This window comes from Mycobacterium sp. PSTR-4-N (assembly GCF_022348085.1).
Lineage (GTDB): Bacteria > Actinomycetota > Actinomycetes > Mycobacteriales > Mycobacteriaceae > Mycobacterium.
Genome location: NZ_JAKRFN010000004.1, coordinates 219,746 through 236,754 on the forward strand (window position 1 = coordinate 219,746; position 17,009 = coordinate 236,754).

Sequence of the window (17,009 nt, forward strand, 5' to 3'; positions counted from 1 at the left end):
GGTCAGGACGCCGAGCCGGAACCGGTTCCCGCACGGTTGAATTGGCCGGGGCCGGTCACCGAGGGATCCCAGGGCCCACCCGAATTCGGGCCTGTGGTCGGTGACCAGTCGCAGTCGTTCGACCCCCAGGCGAACGGACCCCAGCATCCCGGGTCCCATGGCTCCTGCGCGATCGAGGTTGCCGGAGCCGACACCGGCAGCAGCGCCGCTGCTGCCGTCGCCGCGACCAACCCCGCGGTCATGAGTGCACGCCTGATCATCATCGACTCCTCTCGCCGGGCCCCGGCCTCCATTGGACCCCTGCGACGCCGCGTTGCGCTAGGGCCTTTGCTCACGCCACGACGTCAGGACTCCAGGAGAGGCTGCCCCAGATATCCATCGACCGGCACACCGGGCAGGACCGCGAAGATCGCGCTCCCGACGGTCGTGATCCACGGGTTGAGTGCATCGGCGGCGGCCAGGCGCTGCTGGACGGGCACGAACTGCTTCATCGGATCGCGTTGATAGGCGGCGAAGAGCAGGCCGCATTCCCCGGTGCTGTCGTCGTAGTTGTAGCCCCGGCGCAGGAAATGTTCCTCGTCGCTGTGAGCGCGTGCCAGGGCGATGTGTGCATTCGGGGGGATCACCGGGATGCCGTTCGGCGCTGCCGCGAAGTCGGGTTCGTCGAATTCCTGCTCACCCGTCAGAGGTGCTCCGGTGGCGAGTCGGCGGCCGACGGCTGTCTCCTTGCTGATCCGGTCCAGCTCGTCCCAGCTGTCCAGCTCCGCTCGAATCGTCCGCAGTACGGCGACGGTGCCACCGGCGAACCACGGCTGTGCCACACCGGGATCCCAGACGTGGCGCTGGAGTTCCGCCGGCGTTCGCAGGTTCACGGTGCCGTCGACCTGACCCATCAGGTTGCGCATCGTGGCGCCGTCCGGCCCGACGCCCCGGGCGGAGCGGAAGCCGTGCCGGCGCCACCGCGGCCTGGCCAGGCTGCGGACGTTCTTGAGCAGGACTCGGCAGGCGTGGGCGACCGACACCAGGTCGTCTGCGCAGATCTGCAGCAGCAGATCGCCGCCGCATCTGGGCGCCTGCAGGTGATCGGTGGTGAACGCCGGCAGCGGGGCGACCCCGGCAGGCCGCAGTCGCGTGGCACCGATCCGGTCGAACACGGCGGGCCCCAGCCCGACGGTCACCGTCAGCCTGGCCGGCCGCAGCGCCAGCTCGGGTTCGGTGTCGGCCAACGCCGGTTCGCCGCGGGTGAGCCTGGCCGCATCGGAGGTCCACAGTCTCAGCACCGCCGTGAGCGCCTCCCGTGAGGTGCGCGCCGGCCCGGGGTGAAGATCGAGGGCGACGAAGACGGCGTGCGCCTGCGGCGCGGTGGCCACGCCGGCTTGGTGTGGGCCGTGAAAGGGTTCGCGGTCATCACCGAATTCCTCTGTGTGCGTTCCCTTGTGGGTGACACCGAGGCCTGCGAGGGCGGACCCGGTGGCCGCCACGGCGGCGCCTCCGGCCAAGAGGCGCCGCCGATCGACGCGGGGTCGATCAGCCATGTCGGTCAGCCAGTCGATCAAGCATTGCCGTGCACGCCGGGTCGGTACGGCTCCTGTCCGCCGGGGAAATCACGGACCTGGGCGGTGATCGGCAGCGATGAACCATCGGCGAAGCGCACGGTGATTCCGACGTCGGTGCCGGGTTGCAGCGGCTGCCGCAACTGCATCAACATCAGATGGTCGCCGCCGGGAACCAGCTCGTGCCGTCCACCGGCGGGCACCGTGAACCCGCCGGACTTCGGCTGCATCATGCCGGCGCCGCCACTCCCGTGCACCACCTCGTGCAGTTCGACATCGGCCGCGGCGGGCGAGTCGGCGGCCACGATAAGGACCTCACGATCGCCGGTGTTGGTGAGAACACCGAAGACAGCGGCCATCCCGGTGTCGGAGGCACTGGCCCATTGATCGCTGATTGCCACCTGCGAGGCCATGGTCTTCTCGTCAGGCGCAGAGCTGCCGCAGCCGCTCACCACAACCATCGGCAGGACCATCAGCAGGGCCATCAGCAGGGCCAACCCGATCAGCCTACGCACGGGAGTCCCGCATCGTGCGGCGCGCGCGCAGGCCGAGGACGAGGTCGATCACCACGAAACCGGCCAGTGTCCAGCCCAGCAGCGGCAGGAACCAACCCACGGCGATCGCGCTCACCACGGTCAGCGCGGCGACCGCGGGGTGCACCGCGCGCAGACCGCCCCGGGCGGGTGGCCGTCCGAGCGCCCACGCCGAACCACGAGTCGGCCTGCGCTGCCACCACATCCGGTATCCGCGCACTATGACGGTCAGCAGGCCCACGGCGACCGCCAGCAGCCCGAGCTGGTTGAGCAGGCCGAACAGGAAGCCCATGTGCGCCCGGATGCCCCAGTCGGCGAGGTTCGCCATCGTCGAATAGTCCCGCCAGTAGTCGACGACGCTGGGTACCGAGAGGTCACCCGGGTTCACGGCGGCCGCGTTGGTGGTCAGGCGGAACGGCGCGTCGGTCTCGGTCACGGTGGCGGCCTGTCCCGCCTCGGCGGGCATCGTGATCTCGACGGGTGCGTGGACGCCGTGGGCCTCGGCGGCAGCCACCACACCGGCGTAGTCGAACGCGTGGACGTCGGCAGTCGCGCCGGCGTGATGTGCGGCGTGCGGATCCCATGACGTCGTATCCACTTGCGGCCGTTGCCAATCGAAGGCCGAACGAATCTCGGTGACATGCGCGCCGGCGTACGTGGACCAGGTGATGCCGGTGGCGGACAGGAACACCAGCCCGACGAGCAGCCAGATACCGGTCGCCCCGTGCCAGCTCAGCGTGCGGGACCGTCCGGTGCTCGTGCCGTCGACGCTGACGATACGGCCGCGGCGCCCACGGCGCCGGTCCCGCACGGCCTTGCTCACCCACAGCGCCGTGCCGCCGAATGCCACCACCCACAGCCACGACGCGGCGATCTCGCTGTAGATGCGTCCCGGTTCGCCGAGATGGAGGTGACGGTGAAGGCCGTCAAGCCACGTGCTGACGGGCAGATAACCCAACCACGTCACTTGCTCGCCGAGAACCGCGCCGGTGCCGGGGTCGACGAACACCGTGCGTGAATGATCCTGCGGCAGTGACGGATCGGCGAAGGCGACGCGGGTGGTGTCACCTGGGGAGGCCGCCGGGCGGACGGAGGCGACCGAGAGATCCGGGCGGTCGGCGCGGGCGCGCTGCACCTGCTCGTCGAGGGGGATCGCAGGGCGTTCGTCGACGGACAACAGGTCGCGATAGACGACGCGCTCGATGCTGGGAGCCAGGGCGTAGAGCGCTCCGGTGACCGCGGCGACGATCAGGAACGGACCGACGAGAACGCCGGCATAGAAGTGCAGGCGCACCAGCAGCGGACGCCAGTCGTGGCGGGCAGAGGATGGACCGGCGGTGGGGGACAGGGGTTCGACGGTGTCGTCGGACAAGGTCATAACGATGCTTTCGGGTCAGCGCGTGGACGCGCGGAAGAGGGGGAGCTGCGCCGACGGATCAGCGCGCAACGGACACGCAGCGCACGCTGCGTGTCGACGAGGAGGTGAAGACGCGGCGAGGGGCCGCTAGCAGGCCGACGGGGCCGGCGGGGCCCGCATACCCGTCCCGCCGATGGGCACGGGGCGGGGACGCGCGATGGCTGCGCGATACCGGATGCGCGGTGCGGGCGGTCGTGGTGCGCGCAATGCGAACAACCGCACCCAGCACAGGACGGAAACGCAGACGGCGTAGAGGAATTCGACCGATGTGATCGCGGCCGCCAGCAGCAGCGCAGCACCGAGGTGTGCTGCGGCCATCGACCAGCCGACTGTGCCGTGGTGGTGGGCGGCCATCGTGAGCGCGACGTGACCCGACAGTTGTGCGCCGCACAGGGCGGCGGCGGTCACGGCGTACGCCCCGCGGTCCGCGCGCACGCAGGTGGCCAGGGCGCCGGCCGTGAGGCAGATCAGCAGGACGACGACGAATGCGGGCCCCCGCGGGACACCACCGCCGGCCGCGGCATGGGCGCCGGCCGTCATCACCGCCGAACACGACCCGACCAAGGCGCCGCGCAGCTGTCGCGCACGCACCGAGGGCCTGGTCACGCCTGGCACCCTATCGGGCTAGCCGCCCGTGTACGACTCGGGATCCGGGCGGAACCGGGTGCCGTCGTCGAGACCGTTCAGCGAGGCCATCTGCTCGTCGGTGAGCTCGAAGCCGAACACGTCGATGTTGGCCTCTATGCGCTCGGGCGACGACGAGCGAGGGATCACGATGTTGCCCAGCTGGATGCTCCACCGGATCAGCACCTGCGCCGGGGTTCGGCCGTGGGCTTCGGCGATATCCGCGACGGCGGGATGCTCCAGCAGCCGGCCGACGCCGAGCGGGCCGTAGGCCTCGGTGGCGATCCCGTGTCCGGCATTGACCGCCCGTAGTTCGGCCTGGTTGAGCAGGGGGTGCAGCTCGATCTGGTTCACCGCCGGGGTGAAGAAGGACAGGCTGATGATGTCGTCGAGGTGGTGGTCGTTGAAGTTGCAGACACCGATCGAGCGGGTGTCGCCGACCTCCTTGGACTTCATGATGCCGCCCCAGCTGTCGACGTACTTGCCCTGCTCGCCGGCCGGCCAGTGGATCAGGTAGAGATCGACGTAATCGAGTCCGAGCCGCTGCAGGCTGGCCTTGAGCGCGTCCTGCGACGACTGGAAACCGAACTCCTCGGGGGACAGCTTCGTCGTGACGAACACCTCGTCGCGCGGCACGCCCGATGCCGCGATGGCACGGCCCACCGCTGCCTCGTTGCCGTACGCGGCGGCGGTGTCGATGAGCCGGTAGCCGGCATCGAGCGCCGCCCGGACCGAGCGTTCGGTCTCAGAATCCGTCAGCTCTCCCACGCCGAGACCGATGACCGGCATCGTGTTGTCGTCGTTGAGCGTGACGGTGGGTACTGCGGCCGCCGAAGTCATGTCACCTTCTCTGCTGAAGTGGGTGGGCGTGCAATGGGCGTGACTGACTATATTGCCGCAGTATTACCCCACCTAATCAGCGCCATGCCGGTCGGCCTGCGCGCAATCAGGTTCCGCCGGCGAAAGGCCCACCGCATGACCGACACGCTGACCACGACGAGGCGGCCCCACGTCCGTCGTCGTGAGACCGTCGCCAACACGATCGCGGGCCTGACGCTGCGCGGACTGCCGCACATCCCCGAACCCGTGAAGCGGGCCATGCTCGGCGGCCGCTCCATCACCATCGACGGAAACACCCTCGACACCACCCTGCAGCTCATGCTGGCCGGGCAGAAGGCGCTCGGCCTGGACGGACTGGTCGTCGGGGAAGACGTCACCGCGGCGCGGACCCAGCTCGAACTGCTGTCCGCGAGCTTCCGGCGTCGTATCCCGGTGACCCAGGTGAGCGACCTGACGATCGGCGGGGCGGTCGGACCGATCCGGGCGCGGCACTACCGCGCCGCCGAACCCGGCGCCCCCCTGCTGGTCTTCTACCACGGCGGGGGCCACGCCATCGGCAGCTTGGACACCCACGACGACCTCTGCCGCGAGATCTGCCGATCCGGGGCGGTTCACGTGCTGTCGGTGGACTATCGGCTCGCGCCGGAGCACACGGCGCCGGCCGGAGCCGACGATGCCTACGCGGCGTACCTCTGGGCCAGGGACAACGCCGCAGCGCTCGGCGCCGACCCGCAGCGGGTGGCCGTGGGCGGCGACAGCGCGGGCGGCAACCTGTCGGCGGTCGTCACGCTGCGCGCCCGCGCCGACGGCGCGCCGCAGCCCACGCTGCAGGTGCTCCTGTATCCCGTCACCGACCACGGCGCACAGACCCGGTCGCGGACCCTGTTCGCCAACGGGTTCTTCCTCACCCAGCGCGACATGGACTGGTTCACCGCCCGGTTCCTCGACGGGGCGTCCGTCGGGGGTGACCACCCCGATGTGTCCCCGCTGCTCGCCGCCGACCACTCCGGCCTGGCCCCCGCCCTGATCGCAACGGCCGGTTTCGACCCGCTGCGCGACGAGGGTCGGCACTACGCCGAGGCGCTCCGATCGGGCGGGACACCGGTCGACTACCGGGAGTACGGCGCCGTCGTGCACGGGTTCGCGAACTTCTTCACCCTCGGCGGCGCCAGCGCCACGGCCACCGCCGACGTGATCTCGGCGATGCGGGCACACCTGAGCCGCGTCGGCTGAGGCGCACCACCCCGCCCCGGTACTCTGTGTCCCGTGGCCACCAAACCCAAGAAGAACGCGCGATACGACCTGAAGGCAGCCGACCGCAAGCGGAACCTGCTCGTCCAGGTCGGTCTCACTTCGATCGTGGTCGTGTTCGCGGTCGCGTTGGTGCTCTACATCGTGATGTCCGCCGACGAGCAACCCACGGCGGGCGAGACGCAGTCCATCCGGGTCGCCTCGGCGAGCGTGATCAAGAAGGACGGCACCGACGAGCCCAAGGCAGTGGTCTCGATGTATGAGGACTTCCTGTGCCCGGCCTGCCGGAACTTCGAACAGCAAATCGGGCCGACGATCAACAAGCTCATCGACAGCGGAGTCATCGCCGGCGACTACTACATGGTCAGCATCCTCGACCGGCCGCAGAACCAGAACTACTCGTCACGCTCCGGCGGAGCGGCCTACTGCGTGGCCGAGGACTCCAACGACGCATTCCGCCGATTCCACGCCGCGCTCTACGCACAGCAGCCCAGCGAGACCGGGACCCAGTTCCCCGACAACGCCCGGCTCGTCGAGGTGGCCCGCCAGGCCGGCGCCGCCGGGACCGTGCCCGAGTGCATCACGAAGGGTCGCTTCGTCGACATGGTGAAGGGACAGGCCGCCGCCGCGGGCATCAAGGCGACGCCCACCATCCGCATCAACGGTGAGGACTACTCGCCCAGCACCCCCGAGGCGTTCGTCGACAAGATCCGCAGCATCGTCGGAGACGTGCCCGGCCTGGAAGCCGCCCCGCCTGCGACGTCACCGGTTCCCGCGTCATGACCGTCACCGCGGCAGGGCCGGTCGAGCAGGCTGATCCGTCGGCCGGCGGGCCGGGCGGTGTCGCGGTGTCGCGCCGCAGCGCGTGGTGGGTCCTGATCGCCGGCGTCATCGGGCTCGCGTCCGCGCTGACTCTGACGATCGAGAAGATCGAGATCTTGATCAACCCGGACTACGTCCCGTCCTGCAGCATCAACCCGGTGCTGTCGTGCGGGTCGGTGATGATCACCCCGCAGGCCTCGGTGTTCGGCTTCCCCAACCCTCTGCTCGGCATCGTCGGCTTCTCCGTCGTGGTGGTCACCGGAGTGCTTGCCGTCGCCCGGGTCGCGCTGCCCCGCTGGTACTGGGCCGGGTTGGCCGTCGGCTCTGCGCTGGGCACCGTGTTCGTGCACTGGCTGATCTTCCAGAGCCTGTACCGCATCGGGGCTCTGTGCCCGTACTGCATGGTGGTGTGGAGCGTGACGATCCCGCTCCTGATCGTCGCCACCTCGATCGCGCTGCAGCCGCAGCGCAGCTCGAACGCGCTCGTGCGCTCCGTGTACACCTGGCGCTGGTCTCTGGTCGCGCTCTGGTTCACCGCGGTCGTGCTGCTGATCCTCGAGCGGTTCTGGAACTACTGGTCGACACTCATCTGACCTGTGCGTGCGGGTTAAGGTGAACCGTGCCCGGCCAGATAACAAAAGTTCTCGTCGCCAATCGCGGTGAAATCGCCATTCGGGCGTTCCGCGCCGCCTACGAGATGGGCATCGCCACCGTGGCGGTGTACCCCTACGAGGACCGCAATTCCCTGCATCGGCTCAAGGCCGACGAGTCGTACCAGATCGGGGAGACCGGTCACCCGGTGCGGGCGTATCTGTCGGTCGACGAGATCATGCGGGTCGCACTCGAAGCCGGCGCCGATGCGGTCTATCCCGGGTACGGATTCCTCTCGGAGAACCCGGAATTGGCCGCGGCGTGCGCGGCCGCCGGCGTCACCTTCGTGGGGCCCAGTGCCGATGTCCTCGAGCTGACGGGCAACAAAGCACGCGCCATCGAGGCCGCCCGGGCTGCCGGACTCCCCGTGCTGTCGTCGTCGGCGCCGTCGTCCTCGGTCGACGAACTCGTCGCCGCAGCGCGCGACATGGAGTTCCCGCTGTTCGTCAAGGCCGTGTCGGGCGGCGGCGGCCGCGGCATGCGGCGGGTCACCGATTTCGACGCGCTGGCCGAGGCCGTCGACGCCGCCAGTCGGGAAGCCGAGTCGGCCTTCGGCGATCCGACGGTGTACCTGGAGCAGGCGGTGCTCAACCCGCGCCACATCGAGGTGCAGATCCTCGCCGACAACGACGGCAACGTCATGCACCTGTTCGAGCGCGACTGCAGCGTGCAGCGTCGACACCAGAAGGTGATCGAACTGGCGCCGGCGCCGAACATGCCGGCCGAGCTGCGCCAGCGGATCTGCGACGACGCCGTCGCGTTCGCCCGTGGCATCGGCTACTCGTGCGCGGGCACCGTCGAGTTCCTGCTCGACGAGCGGGGTCACCACGTGTTCATCGAGTGCAACCCGCGAATCCAGGTGGAGCACACGGTGACCGAGGAGATCACCGACGTCGACCTGGTGGCCAGCCAGCTGCGCATCGCCTCGGGCAAGACGCTCGCCGATCTCGGGCTGGGCCAGGACGTGCTCACCGCGCCCCGCGGATTCGCGCTGCAGTGCCGCATCACCACCGAGGATCCCGCCAACGGATTCCGGCCCGACACGGGCCGGATCACGGCCTACCGATCGCCGGGTGGCGCCGGTATCCGCCTGGATGGCGGTGCCGTACTCGGCGCGGAGATCGGTGCCCACTTCGACTCCATGCTCGTCAAACTGACTTGTCGCGGAAGGGATTTCGATACCGCGGTGGCCCGCGCGCATCGCGCGCTCGCCGAGTTCCGGGTGCGCGGGGTGTCGACCAACATTCCGTTCCTGCAGGCCGTCGTCGACGATCCCGACTTCCGGGCCGGCCACATCACGACGTCGTTCATCGACGAACGGCCCTACCTGCTGACCGCCCGGTCTCCCGCCGACCGCGGCACCAAGATCCTCAACTATCTGGCCGACGTCACGGTCAACCAGCCGCACGGGCCGCGCACGTCGTCGGTCTATCCGCACGACAAGCTGCCGGCGATCGACCTCGACACGATGCCGCCACGGGGCAGCAAGCACCTGCTGACCGAAGTCGGACCCGAGGGGTTCGCGCGGTGGATGCGCGAATCCAAGTCGGTGGGCGTCACCGACACCACGTTCCGGGATGCGCACCAATCGTTGCTGGCCACCCGTATCCGGACGTCGGGCCTGCTGATGGTGGCGCCCTACATCGCCCGGCTCACTCCGCAGCTGCTCTCGATCGAATGCTGGGGTGGCGCGACCTACGATGTGGCGCTGCGGTTCCTCAAAGAGGACCCGTGGGAGCGCCTGGCGGCGTTGCGCGAGGCGGTGCCCAACATCTGCCTACAGATGCTACTTCGCGGCCGCAACACGGTGGGCTACACGCCCTACCCGGAGTCGGTGACGCATGCGTTCGTGCAGGAGGCGACTGCGACGGGCATCGACATCTACCGGATCTTCGACGCCCTCAACAACGTGGAATCGATGCGGCCCGCCATCGACGCCGTACGCGAAACCGGCACCGCCGTCGCAGAAGTCGCGATGAGCTACACCGGCGACCTGTCGGATCCGGGGGAGAACCTCTACACCCTCGACTACTACCTGAAGCTGGCGGAGCAGATCGTCGACGCAGGCGCACACGTGCTCGCGATCAAGGACATGGCCGGACTGCTGCGACCGCAGGCGGCCGCGATGTTGGTCCGTGCCCTGCGCAGTCGCTTCGATCTGCCGGTGCACGTGCACACCCACGACACCCCCGGTGGACAGCTGGCCACCTACCTGGCCGCCTGGCAGGCCGGCGCCAGCGCGGTCGACGGTGCCTCGGCGCCGCTGGCGGGAACCACCAGCCAGCCGGCCCTGAGCTCCATCGTGGCGGCGACCGCGCACACCGAATACGACAGCGGGTTGTCACTCGCGGCGGTCTGTGAGCTCGAGCCCTACTGGGAGGCGCTGCGAAAGGTGTACGCGCCCTTCGACGTCGCCAAAGCCGGTCCCACGACCCCGACGGGGCGGGTGTACACCCATGAGATCCCCGGCGGCCAGCTGTCGAACCTGCGGCAGCAGGCCACCGCGCTGGGTCTCGGAGACCGCTTCGAAGAGATCGAGGCGGCATACGCCGGTGCCGACCGGATCCTGGGTCGGCTGGTGAAGGTGACGCCGTCGTCGAAGGTGGTCGGTGACCTGGCCCTGGCGCTCGTGGGCGCGGGTGTGACCGCCGATGAATTCGCCGCCGAGCCCGACCGTTTCGACATCCCCGACTCCGTCATCGGCTTCTTGCGCGGGGAACTCGGCGACCCGCCCGGCGGCTGGCCGGAGCCGTTGCGCACCAAGGCGTTGGCCGGGCGGGCAGAAGCCAAGCCGGCGGCCGAGCTGAGCGCCGAGGACGAGAAGGCGCTCAGCGACGCAGGCCCGCAGCGGCAGGCGACGTTGAACCGGCTGTTGTTCCCCGGCCCCACCAAGGAATTCGAGGCGCACCGCGAGCAGTTCGGTGACACCTCCAGCCTGTCGGCCAACCAGTTCTTCTACGGGCTGCGCCACGGCGACGAACATCGCGTGACCCTGGAGCGCGGTGTTGAGCTGCTGATCGGCCTGGAAGCCGTGTCCGAGGCAGACGAGCGGGGCATGCGCACCGTCATGTGCATCATCAACGGCCAGCTTCGCCCCGTCGTGGTCCGAGACCGCAGCGTGGCCAGCGATGTGCCGGCCGCCGAGAAGGCCGACCGGACCAATCCCGACCATGTCGCCGCGCCGTTCGCCGGAGTGGTGACCGTCGGAGTCGCCGAAGGGGACACCGTCGAAGCCGGCCAGACCATCGCGACGATCGAGGCCATGAAGATGGAAGCCGCGATCACCGCACCCAAAGCCGGTGCGGTCACTCGCGTGGCGGTCGCGGCCACCGCGCAGGTCGAGGGCGGGGATCTGCTGGTGGTGGTCGGATCACCGGGTCGCGCCGACTCCTCCGAGGAATCCAGCTGACGCGGATCATCGCGGGGGCGTACGGCGGGCGCCGAATCACGGTGCCGCAGCAGAAGTCCGGCCGCGGAACGCGGCCGACCACCGACCGGGTGCGGGAGTCGATGTTCAACATGCTCGCCGCGAGGGTGGATTTCGACGGCCTGGACGTTCTGGACCTGTACGCGGGGTCTGGCGCCCTGGGGCTCGAGGCGCTCTCGCGAGGGGCGCGCTCGGCGGTGTTCGTGGAATCCGACGCGCGAGCGGCCGCGGTCATCGAGCAGAACATCGCCGCCCTGGGCGCGCAGGGAGCGCACGTGCGGCGCGCGCCGGTCGCGAGCGTGGTCACGAGCCCGGCGCCCCGGCCCGTCGACCTGGTGCTGGCCGACCCGCCGTATGAGGTGTCGACCGCCGCGGTGGACGCGCTTCTGGCCGATCTGCTCGCCCACGGCTGGGCGGTGCCGGGCACGGTGGTCGTCGTCGAACGCCCTACCGGCGTCGCCGAGATCGCCTGGCCCAGCGGGTGGTCGGCCGAGCGCCCCCGTCGCTATGGCGATACCCGTCTCGAAATCGGTTCGGTGCAAGCATGATTCAGCGTGAGGAGAGCGTCATGACGATCGTCGCCCTGGAGGAGCACTACGTCACCCCGGACGTGATGCGCGCCTGGCGTGCGCAGGACGACCGGTGGCGCGACCCGCAGACCCGCTACGCCGACGATGACCCCGTTGCCCGGCGGCTGCTCTCCCTCGACTCCGAACGGCTCGCCGTGATGGACGACGGCGGCGTGGACGTCCAGGTGTTGTCGCTGACCACGCCTGGTCTGTTCAGTCTCGACACCGCCGAGGCGGTTGCTCTGCAGGGCCCCACCAATGATCTGCTCGCCGAGGCGGTGTCGCGCCATCCCGAGCGGTTGCACGGATTCGCGACGCTCGCCCCGCAGAACGCCGACGCCGCCGCAGCCGAACTCGACCGTGCCGTGCGCACACTGGGTTTCCACGGTGCCCTGATCTTCAGCCGCGTGCGTGACGAGCCGATGGACCATCAGCGGTTCTGGCCGCTCTTCGAGGCTGCTGAGGCGCTGCGCGCGCCGCTGTACCTGCATCCGCAGACTCCGCCCGCAGCCGTTCGGGACGCCTACTATTCGGGTTTCGGCGACTCCGTCGACGCCGCCTTCGCCACCCACGGGGTCGGCTGGCACTACGACGCCGGCGTCCAACTCCTGCGCCTGATCCTTGCCGGCGTGTTCGACCGGTTCCCCGGACTGCAGGTGATTCTCGGACACTGGGGCGAGGTCGTAGCTTTCTACCTGGACCGGATCGATCCGATGGCACGTGTGGCGGGCCTCGAGCGACCGGTGTCGGAGTACTTTGCCGATCACGTGTTCCTCACTCCCGGAGGCGTTTTCAGCCAGCGATACCTGCAGTGGTCCCTCGATGTGGTCGGTGTCGACCGCATCCTGTTCGCCGCCGATTACCCGTTCGTGCCCACCGCCGGTGCGGCGGCGCGGAAGTTCCTCGAGGAGTCGGGCCTCGACGGCGAGGGCCGGGACAAGATCGCATCGGGCAACTGGGTGAGGCTGCGGTCGGGCATTCGGCGGTAGCGTCGGCCGCGAGCGCCGTCGGCGGCCCGGTGTGTCCGCCCCCTGCTAGCGTCGTCGTCCATGAGCGGAGCTGTCTGCCCAGGATCCTTCGATCCGGTGACGCTGGGCCACGTCGACATCTTCGAGCGTGCCGCCGCCCAGTTCGACGAGGTCGTCGTCGCGGTGCTGGTGAACCCGGCGAAGAAGGGCATGTTCACCGTCGACGAACGCATCGAGATGATCGCCGAATCGACAGCGCATCTGCCGAATCTGCGGGCGGAATCGGGTAGCGGTCTGGTGGTCGACTTCGCGAGGGACCGCGGCTTGACCGCGATCGTCAAAGGGCTGCGCACCGGCGCCGACTTCGAATACGAGCTGCAGATGGCGCAGATGAACAAGCACGTCGCGGACGTCGACACGTTCTTCGTCGCCACCGCACCGCGGTATTCGTTCGTGTCGTCGTCGCTGGCCAAGGAGGTCGCCACCCTGGGCGGCGATGTGGCCGATCTGCTGCCCGCGGCCGTCAACACCCGACTGCAGGCCAAGTTGCGCGATTAGCGCCGCGGTCGGTGGGTAGGGACAGCGCAGGCGCGCCAGCCCGCGCGCCACATCCCGCTGACGGAGGTATCTGCCGTGGTTGAGACATTCGTGCAATCGACCGACGACGTCGTTGCTTTTCTGCGCGACCAGCACAACCTGATCAAGGATTTGTTCGAGGAGGTGCTGCACGCTTCGGAGCCGAAGGCCCGTGAGACGGCGTTCGTGGAACTGCGCCAGCTGCTCGCCGTGCACGAGACGGCCGAGGAGATGGTCGTGCACCCGCGCGCACGTGCCGACGGCGCGGCCGGCGACGAGATCGTCGACGCCCGGCTGCACGAGGAGCACGAGGCCAAGGAGAAGCTCTCCGAGCTCGAGTCGATGGACATCGCGTCCGAGGAGTTCATCACCGAACTGACCGCGTTCCGCGAGGCGGTGCTCGAGCACGCCGAGCGCGAGGAGGCCGAGGAGTTCACCAAGCTCAAGCGGGATCTCGACGAGAACGAGCTCAAGAGCCTCGTCGCCGCGGTTCGTGCTGCCGAGGCGATCGCACCGACGCGGCCGCACCCGGGGGTGGAATCGGCCAAGCGGAACTTTGTCATCGGCCCGTTCGCGTCCATGCTCGACCGCGCGCGCGACGTGATCGGCGCCGCGTTGCGGTGAACCGGTGACGACACACCGGCCCGCAGTGCTTAGTCACAGGCGTAACACCAGGCACACTGGTCACTAACAACTACGCCTGGAGGGTGTCGCCGTGTACCGAGTTTTTGAAGCGCTCGACGAATTGGGTGCCATCGTCGAAGAGGCCCGCGGCGTGCCGATGACCGCCGGCTGCGTCGTGCCCCGCGGGGACGTTCTCGAACTGATCGATGACATCAAAGATGCGATCCCCGGCGAGCTCGACGACGCCCAGGACGTACTCGACGCGCGTGACGCGATGCTGCGCGAAGCCAAGGACCATGCCGAATCGACCGTGTCCACGGCAAACGCCGAGGCCGACTCGATGGTCAACCATGCCCGCGCCGAGGCCGACCGCCTGCTGGCCGATGCCAAGGCTCAGGCCGACCGCATGGTCGCCGAAGCGCGACAGCACAGCGAGCGCATGGTCGGTGAAGCCCGCGAGGAGGCCGCCCGGATCGCGGCCACCGCCAAGCGCGAGTACGAGGCGAGCACCGGACGGGCCAAGTCGGAGGCGGACCGCCTGATCGAGAGCGGCAACCTCGCCTACGAGAAGGCCGTGCAGGAAGGCATCAAGGAGCAGCAGCGCCTGGTCAGCCAGACCGAGATCGTCGCGACGGCGACGGCCGAGGCCACCCGGATGATCGATTCGGCGCATGCGGAGGCAGACCGGCTGCGCGGCGAATGCGACATCTACGTCGACAGCAAGCTGGCCGAATTCGAGGACTTCCTCAACGGCACCATCCGTTCGGTCGGCCGCGGCCGGCACCAGCTGCGCACCGCCGCCGGGACGCACGACTACGTGTCTCGCTAGCGGACGCCCCGCCGGCTCCGGGCATACGCGCGTATTGGACCGATGCCGGCGCGTCTACGATGCACTCATGGTGACGGGCGACGACAAAGCGGCGCGCCGGGGGGCACGGTCGCCGTTGATCATCGACATCTCCCGCCTCGGCCGGCGGCCCGGCTCGATGATCACCGTCGACGAGACGGTGCCGAGCCCCTTCCGGATCGGGCTGGACCTCATCGCGGTCCCGCAGGGTGCGCCTCTGCACATGGACCTGAGGTTGGAGTCGGTGTCCGAGGGGGTGCTGGTCACCGGCACCGTCGCCGGACCCACCCGCGGTGAGTGCGCCCGCTGTCTCACACCGGTCACCGGCGATGTCGCGATCGACCTGACCGAGCTGTACGCCTATCCCGACAGCACCACCGAGGCCACCACCGACGAGGACGAGATTCCCCGGGTCGGCCGCGACGGCGGCAGCGACACCGTCGACCTAGAGCAGCCGATCATCGACGCGGTGGGTCTCGCGCTGCCGTTCTCCCCGGTGTGCACGCCCGACTGTGCCGGCCTGTGCCCGGAGTGCGGGGTCAGGATGGCCGACGCCGAGCCCGGGCACCACCACGACCAGATCGATCCGCGGTGGGCCAAACTCGCTCAGTTCCGCGAGCCGGCCGGAGACGATCAGTGACGGTCGACCGCGAACCGCTGCTCGAGGCCCTCGGCGTACGGCTGCCACCGGAGCTGCTCACCATTGCGCTGACTCACCGCAGCTACTCCTACGAGAACGGTGGGCTGCCGACCAACGAGCGACTGGAGTTCCTCGGCGACTCGGTGCTCGGGCTCACCATCACCGAGGAGCTCTACCACCGGCACCCCGAACGATCCGAAGGCGATCTGGCCAAGCTGCGGGCGAGCATCGTCAACACCCAGGCGCTCGCCGACGTCGGACGCCGGCTCTCGGACAAGGGATTGGGCAGCTACCTGCTGCTGGGTAAGGGCGAGGAGAATTCCGGCGGCGCCGACAAATCCAGCATCCTCGCCGATGGTGTCGAATCCCTATTGGGGGCAATCTATCTCGAGCACGGCGCGGTGATCGCCCGTGAGGTGATCCTGCGACTGTTCAGCGAGTTGCTCGACACCGCACCGACGTTGGGTGCCGGCCTGGACTGGAAGAGCAGTCTGCAGGAGCTCACGGCGGCACGAGGCCTCGGCGCGCCGTCCTACGTCGTCAGCTCCACCGGGCCCGATCACGACAAAGAGTTCACCGCCACCGTCATCGTCGCCGAGCGGGAGTACGGCAACGGTGTGGGCAAGACCAAGAAAGAAGCCGAGCTCAAAGCCGCTGCGGCCGCGTGGAACGCGCTGACCTCCGAAAGCGTGCGCAGCGAAGAGCGGAATGCCTGAACTCCCCGAAGTCGAGGTGGTCCGCCGCGGATTGGCCGCGCACGTCACCGGGAGGACCGTCTCCGCCGTACGCGTGCATCATCCGCGCGCGGTACGCCGCCACGAGGCGGGCCCGGCCGACCTGACCGCACGTCTGCTCGACATGACGATCACGGGCACCGGCCGACGGGGGAAGTACCTGTGGCTCACGCTCTCCGACGGATCTGCGGTGGTGGTGCACCTGGGCATGAGTGGCCAGATGCTGCTCGGCGCCGTGCCGAACGAGAACCATCTGCGCATCGCCGTGCTCCTGGATGACGGGACCACGCTGAGCTTCGTCGACCAGCGCACCTTCGGCGGCTGGATGCTCGCCGACATGGTGACTGTCGACGGGACCGAGATCCCGGTGCCCGTGGCGCACATCGCCCGGGATCCGCTCGATCCTGACTTCGATCGCGATGGTGTGGTTGCGGTGTTGCGCCGCAAGCATTCTGAGATCAAGCGGCAGCTGCTCGATCAGACGGTGGTCTCCGGCATCGGCAACATCTACGCCGACGAGGCGCTGTGGCGGGCGAAGGTCAACGGAGCGCGGTTGGCGTCGGGACTGTCGAAGGCCAAGCTCGCCGAGGTGCTCGACGCGGCCACCGCGGTGATGACCGACGCGCTGGGTCAGGGCGGCACCTCGTTCGATTCGCTCTATGTCAACGTCAACGGGGAGTCGGGGTACTTCGACCGCTCGCTGGATGCCTACGGCCGCGACGGCCAGCCGTGCCGCCGGTGCGGGGCGATCATGCGGCGGGAGAAGTTCATGAACCGCTCGTCGTGCTACTGCCCCCGCTGCCAACCCCGCCCGCGCGCCCGCTGAACCCAGCCCGCGCGCCCGCTGAACCCAGCCCGCGCGCCCGCTGAACCCCGCCCAAACCAACGCATGGGCGCTCTGAACGGGGATATTCCCGCCCGAACGTCGGTTTG

18 protein-coding genes are annotated in these 17,009 nt (G+C 69.2%); 12 read left to right on the plus strand and 6 right to left on the minus strand.

The features are described from left to right. Nucleotides 1–2 precede the first annotated feature (2 nt). From MHN84_RS07880 to MHN84_RS07905, 6 genes are all read right to left on the minus strand, one after another. Nucleotides 3–260, minus strand: a complete 258-nt coding sequence (locus MHN84_RS07880; protein ID WP_241204072.1) for a hypothetical protein — start codon at nucleotides 258–260, stop codon at nucleotides 3–5. A gap of 84 nt (nucleotides 261–344) precedes the next feature. Further along, nucleotides 345–1,535 carry a Dyp-type peroxidase gene (locus MHN84_RS07885; protein WP_241204073.1) on the minus strand — a complete coding sequence of 397 codons (1,191 nt, stop codon included), beginning with the start codon at nucleotides 1,533–1,535 and terminating at the stop codon, nucleotides 345–347. Nucleotides 1,536–1,552: 17 nt separating this feature from the next. After that, nucleotides 1,553–2,026 carry a copper chaperone PCu(A)C gene (locus MHN84_RS07890; RefSeq protein WP_374238342.1) on the minus strand — a complete coding sequence of 158 codons (474 nt, stop codon included), beginning with the start codon at nucleotides 2,024–2,026 and terminating at the stop codon, nucleotides 1,553–1,555. A gap of 34 nt (nucleotides 2,027–2,060) precedes the next feature. Next, complete coding sequence (locus tag MHN84_RS07895; RefSeq protein WP_241204074.1) at nucleotides 2,061–3,464, minus strand: PepSY domain-containing protein; 1,404 nt, start codon at nucleotides 3,462–3,464, stop codon at nucleotides 2,061–2,063. Nucleotides 3,465–3,590: 126 nt separating this feature from the next. Beyond that, on the minus strand, nucleotides 3,591–4,109 hold the full coding sequence (locus MHN84_RS07900; RefSeq protein WP_241204075.1) for a hypothetical protein: 519 nt from the start codon (nucleotides 4,107–4,109) through the stop codon (nucleotides 3,591–3,593). A gap of 18 nt (nucleotides 4,110–4,127) precedes the next feature. After that, nucleotides 4,128–4,967 carry an aldo/keto reductase gene (locus tag MHN84_RS07905; RefSeq protein ID WP_241204076.1) on the minus strand — a complete coding sequence of 280 codons (840 nt, stop codon included), beginning with the start codon at nucleotides 4,965–4,967 and terminating at the stop codon, nucleotides 4,128–4,130. A gap of 135 nt (nucleotides 4,968–5,102) precedes the next feature. Between MHN84_RS07905 and MHN84_RS07910 the strand changes: the two genes are divergently transcribed. The 12 genes from MHN84_RS07910 (at nucleotide 5,103) to mutM (ending at nucleotide 16,902) form a co-directional block, all read left to right on the plus strand. Beyond that, complete coding sequence (locus MHN84_RS07910) at nucleotides 5,103–6,200, plus strand: alpha/beta hydrolase (RefSeq protein WP_241204077.1); 1,098 nt, start codon at nucleotides 5,103–5,105, stop codon at nucleotides 6,198–6,200. A 33-nt stretch (nucleotides 6,201–6,233) separates the two neighbouring features. Then, entirely contained in the window at nucleotides 6,234–7,001 is a 768-nt protein-coding gene (locus MHN84_RS07915; RefSeq protein WP_241204078.1) for a thioredoxin domain-containing protein, read from the plus strand. Next, a complete protein-coding gene (locus MHN84_RS07920; RefSeq protein WP_241204079.1) occupies nucleotides 6,998–7,633 on the plus strand; it encodes a vitamin K epoxide reductase family protein in 636 nt (211 codons plus the stop codon). The genes MHN84_RS07915 and MHN84_RS07920 overlap by 4 nt, the downstream gene beginning before the upstream one ends. A gap of 38 nt (nucleotides 7,634–7,671) precedes the next feature. Further along, nucleotides 7,672–11,100 carry a pyruvate carboxylase gene (locus tag MHN84_RS07925; RefSeq protein WP_241204214.1) on the plus strand — a complete coding sequence of 1,143 codons (3,429 nt, stop codon included), beginning with the start codon at nucleotides 7,672–7,674 and terminating at the stop codon, nucleotides 11,098–11,100. Then, nucleotides 11,097–11,666, plus strand: a complete 570-nt coding sequence (gene rsmD / locus MHN84_RS07930) for a 16S rRNA (guanine(966)-N(2))-methyltransferase RsmD (protein ID WP_241204215.1) — start codon at nucleotides 11,097–11,099, stop codon at nucleotides 11,664–11,666. Before MHN84_RS07925 ends, rsmD begins: the two co-directional genes overlap by 4 nt. A gap of 20 nt (nucleotides 11,667–11,686) precedes the next feature. Continuing rightward, nucleotides 11,687–12,676, plus strand: coding sequence for an amidohydrolase family protein (locus MHN84_RS07935; RefSeq protein ID WP_241204080.1), 990 nt, complete (start codon nucleotides 11,687–11,689; stop codon nucleotides 12,674–12,676). 60 nt (nucleotides 12,677–12,736) lie between these two features. Further along, entirely contained in the window at nucleotides 12,737–13,213 is a 477-nt protein-coding gene (coaD, locus tag MHN84_RS07940; RefSeq protein WP_241204081.1) for a pantetheine-phosphate adenylyltransferase, read from the plus strand. Nucleotides 13,214–13,288: 75 nt separating this feature from the next. After that, nucleotides 13,289–13,855 (plus strand): hemerythrin domain-containing protein, encoded by a 567-nt coding sequence (locus MHN84_RS07945; RefSeq protein ID WP_241204082.1) that lies wholly within the window; start codon nucleotides 13,289–13,291, stop codon nucleotides 13,853–13,855. A gap of 91 nt (nucleotides 13,856–13,946) precedes the next feature. Then, nucleotides 13,947–14,684 carry a cell division protein SepIVA gene (gene sepIVA / locus MHN84_RS07950; RefSeq protein ID WP_241204083.1) on the plus strand — a complete coding sequence of 246 codons (738 nt, stop codon included), beginning with the start codon at nucleotides 13,947–13,949 and terminating at the stop codon, nucleotides 14,682–14,684. Nucleotides 14,685–14,751: 67 nt separating this feature from the next. Beyond that, nucleotides 14,752–15,342, plus strand: coding sequence for a DUF177 domain-containing protein (locus MHN84_RS07955; protein ID WP_241204084.1), 591 nt, complete (start codon nucleotides 14,752–14,754; stop codon nucleotides 15,340–15,342). Next, complete coding sequence (gene rnc / locus MHN84_RS07960) at nucleotides 15,339–16,058, plus strand: ribonuclease III (protein WP_241204085.1); 720 nt, start codon at nucleotides 15,339–15,341, stop codon at nucleotides 16,056–16,058. The genes MHN84_RS07955 and rnc overlap by 4 nt, the downstream gene beginning before the upstream one ends. Then, nucleotides 16,051–16,902 (plus strand): bifunctional DNA-formamidopyrimidine glycosylase/DNA-(apurinic or apyrimidinic site) lyase, encoded by an 852-nt coding sequence (gene mutM / locus MHN84_RS07965; RefSeq protein WP_241204086.1) that lies wholly within the window; start codon nucleotides 16,051–16,053, stop codon nucleotides 16,900–16,902. The genes rnc and mutM overlap by 8 nt, the downstream gene beginning before the upstream one ends. Nucleotides 16,903–17,009 lie beyond the last annotated feature (107 nt).